Annotated in this window: 4 protein-coding genes; all 4 read right to left on the bottom strand. The window is 68.0% G+C overall.

Annotated features, from left to right (window positions below; genetic code table 11):
- Window positions 1-127: 127 nt before the first annotated feature.
- From rfbC to rfbD, 4 genes are read right to left on the bottom strand one after another with little or no spacing between them, the layout of a single operon-like run.
- Window positions 128-682: a dTDP-4-dehydrorhamnose 3,5-epimerase gene (gene rfbC / locus ZRA01_RS20055; protein ID WP_141355137.1), complete on the bottom strand. Its 555-nt coding sequence runs from the start codon at window positions 680-682 to the stop codon at window positions 128-130.
- A gap of 14 nt (window positions 683-696) precedes the next feature.
- Complete coding sequence (gene rfbA / locus ZRA01_RS20060) at window positions 697-1611, bottom strand: glucose-1-phosphate thymidylyltransferase RfbA (RefSeq protein WP_246093794.1); 915 nt, start codon at window positions 1609-1611, stop codon at window positions 697-699.
- Complete coding sequence (locus tag ZRA01_RS20065; protein ID WP_246093796.1) at window positions 1608-1967, bottom strand: four helix bundle protein; 360 nt, start codon at window positions 1965-1967, stop codon at window positions 1608-1610. The genes rfbA and ZRA01_RS20065 overlap by 4 nt, the downstream gene beginning before the upstream one ends.
- Window positions 1968-1998: 31 nt before the next feature.
- Window positions 1999-2892, bottom strand: coding sequence for a dTDP-4-dehydrorhamnose reductase (gene rfbD, locus ZRA01_RS20070; RefSeq protein ID WP_141355140.1), 894 nt, complete (start codon window positions 2890-2892; stop codon window positions 1999-2001).
- Between the last annotated feature and the right edge of the window lie 207 nt (window positions 2893-3099).

Below are 3099 nucleotides of genomic sequence, written 5' to 3' on the forward strand. Positions count from 1 at the left end.
GATCAGCGAACGAGACATACGGGGCTCCACGGGCAGAATGACAGGCGCGCATTATCGCGCGCGCCGGATGGCAGGCAGGAAGAAATAATTGTCAGAAACGCCCCATCGGAGGCGATTTGCGGCGGTCTCAGGCGAAGGTTTCACACTCCGCCAGCGCCTTCCCCGCCACATCCTTGGCCGACAGCAGCGGCTCACCCGCCAGCAGGTGCAGCGGCCACGCGACGCCCACCGTGGGGTCGTTCCACAGCAGACTGCGCTCGAACTGCGGCGCGTAGTAGTCGGTGGTCTTGTAGAGGAAGTCGGCCGAGTCGCTGGTGACCAGGAAGCCGTGGGCGAAGCCGGGCGGGATCCACAACTGGCGGTTGTTCTCTTCCGAGAGCTCGACGCCGGCCCACTGGCCGAAGGTGGGCGAGGCCTTGCGCAGGTCGACGGCCACGTCGAAGACGCTGCCGCGGGTGACCCGCACGAGCTTGCCCTGGGCTTGCTCGATCTGGTAGTGCAGGCCACGCAGCACGCCCTTGCCGGAGCGGGAGTGGTTGTCCTGCACGAAGTTCGGCGCGAGGCCGGTGGCGTCGTGGAAGGCCTTGGCGTTGTAGCTTTCCATGAAGAAGCCGCGGGCGTCGCCGAAGACCTTGGGTTCGAGGATCAGCAGGCCGGGGATGGCGGTTTGGATGACGTTCATCGGAACACCCTCAGTTAAAAGACCTTTTCGTCGAGGATGCGCAGCAGGTACTGGCCGTAGCCGTTCTTGGCGAGCGGCGCGGCGAGGGTCTTGAGCTGCGCGGCGTCGATCCAGCCGGCGCGCCAGGCGATCTCTTCGGGGCAGGCGATCTTGAGGCCCTGGCGCTTCTCGATGGTCTGGATGAAGAGGCTGGCTTCGAGCAGGCTTTCGTGGGTGCCGGTGTCGAGCCAGGCGTGGCCGCGGCCCATGACCTGCACGTCGAGGGCGCCCCATTCGAGGTACTGGCGGTTGACGTCGGTGATCTCGAGCTCGCCGCGCGGGCCGGGCTTGAGGTGCTTGGCGATGTCGACGACGCGGTTGTCGTAGAAGTAGAGGCCGGTGACGGCGTAGCGGCTCTTGGGCTGGACGGGCTTCTCTTCGAGGCTGATGGCGCGGCCGTCCTGGTCGAATTCGACGACGCCGTAGCGCTCGGGATCGTGCACCGGGTAGGCGAAGACGGTGGCGCCGTCGCTGCGGGCGCTGGCGGCGCGCAGGCCGCTGGCGAAGTCGTGGCCGTAGAAGAGGTTGTCGCCGAGCACGAGGGCACTGGGGCCGTCGCCGACGAAGTCTTCGCCGATGATGAAGGCCTGGGCGAGGCCGTCGGGGCTGGGCTGGACGGCGTATTGCAGCTTGAGCCCCCACTGGCTGCCGTCGCCCAGGAGCTGCTGGAAGCGCGGCGTATCTTGCGGGGTGGAGATGATGAGGATGTCGCGGATACCCGCCAGCATGAGGGTGCTGAGGGGGTAGTAGATCATCGGCTTGTCGTACACCGGGATGAGCTGCTTGGAGACGGCCAGGGTGGCCGGGTGCAGCCGGGTGCCGGAGCCGCCGGCGAGGATGATGCCTTTCCGGGTGAGTGGGGAATGGGAGGTGGGAAGTGGGGTGTTCACTGAGCGCTCCATTTTCGGTGAAGACCCGTCAGCAGGCGGCCGACGTGGTCGGTAAGGGTCAGGATTTCGGTGGTGTCGTCGAGATGGCCGAGCATCCGGGCGATCTGGATCTGGGTGGTGAGTTCGGCGAGGGAGCCGCGGGCGACGGAGATGAAGTGGGCGTATTCCCTGGCACCGTTACGCGCGCTCCCTTCAGCCAGGTTGCTGGGGATGGAGACGGCGGCACGACGCATCTGCTGGGTGAGCCCGAAACGCTCTTCAGCGGGGAAGCCCGCCGAAAGCCCATAGATGGCCTTGACGAGCAGCGTGCCCTGCTGCCAGGCATCCAGCCGCTCGTGCGGCCTATCCCCACCCACTGCCCACTCCCCATTACCCATTTCCCGCCCTTTAAAGGATTTCGTCGAGCATCCGGTCCACCCCGAGTTGCCAGGCGGGCAGCGTGAGGCCGAAGGCGTGCTGCAGCTTTTGCGTGTCGAGCCGGGAGTTGGCGGGCCGCTTGGCCGGGGTCGGGAAGGCGCTGGTGGGCACGGGCAGGATGGCGTCGGGGGCGACCCGGATGGCGCGGCCGCGGCCGCGGGCGTGTTCGATGACGTGGCGGGCGTACTGGTGCCAGGTGGTGGTGCCGCCGGCGACGAGGTGGTAGGTGCCGGCGAGCTCGGGCTGGGCGAGGGTCATCCGCGCGGCGTGGGCGGTGACGTCGGCGAGGAGCTCGGCGCCGGTGGGGGCGCCGTGCTGGTCGTCGATGATGGTGAGCTTGTCGCGTTCGGCGGCGAGCTTGAGCATGGTCTTGGCGAAGTTGCCGCCGCGGGCGGCGTACACCCAGCTGGTGCGGAAGATGAGGTGGCGGCAGCCGCTCTGGCGGATGAGGTCTTCGCCTTCCAGCTTGGTGGCGCCGTACACCGACAGCGGGCCGGTGGGGGCGTCTTCGGCGCGCGGGGCGTCGCCGCTGCCGTCGAAGACGTAGTCGGTGGAGTAATGCACGAGGAGCGCACCGAGCGTGGCGGCTTCACGGGCGAGCACGCCGGGGGCCAGCGCGTTGAGGGCGCGGGCGAAGTCGGGTTCGCTCTCGGCCTTGTCGACGGCGGTGTGGGCGGCGGCGTTGACGATGAGGTCAGGGGCGATGGCGCGCACGGTGGCGGCGAGGCTCTCGGGGTCGGCGAAGTTGCCGGAGAGGCCGGGGGCGCCGTCGTGGTCGAGGGCGACGATGTCACCGAGGGGGGCGAGGCTGCGCTGGAGCTCCCAGCCGACCTGGCCGTTCTTGCCGAAGAGGAGGATCTTCATGGGGTGGGTGGGGAATGGGTATTCGGAAATGGGTATTCGGAAATGGGTATTCGGAAATGGGTAATGGGGAGTGGGGAGTGGGGGCCGGGCTGGGGCTTGGGTGCGCTGGCGGGCTGCGTGCAGGTGCCGTGTAGGTGCCGTGTAGGTGCGGCTTCAGCCGCACGCGGGGGTGAAATGGAGGATCTGCCCCCTGTTTCACCGGCGGTG

The sequence above is a fragment of the Zoogloea ramigera genome (assembly GCF_006539865.1).
Taxonomy (GTDB): domain Bacteria; phylum Pseudomonadota; class Gammaproteobacteria; order Burkholderiales; family Rhodocyclaceae; genus Zoogloea; species Zoogloea ramigera.

Coding starts and splice junctions, on each gene's coding strand:
- rfbC (WP_141355137.1), bottom strand. CDS start 682: ATGAACGTCATCCAAACCGCCATCCCCGGCCTGCTGATCCTCGAACCC.
- rfbD (WP_141355140.1), bottom strand. CDS start 2,892: ATGAAGATCCTCCTCTTCGGCAAGAACGGCCAGGTCGGCTGGGAGCTC.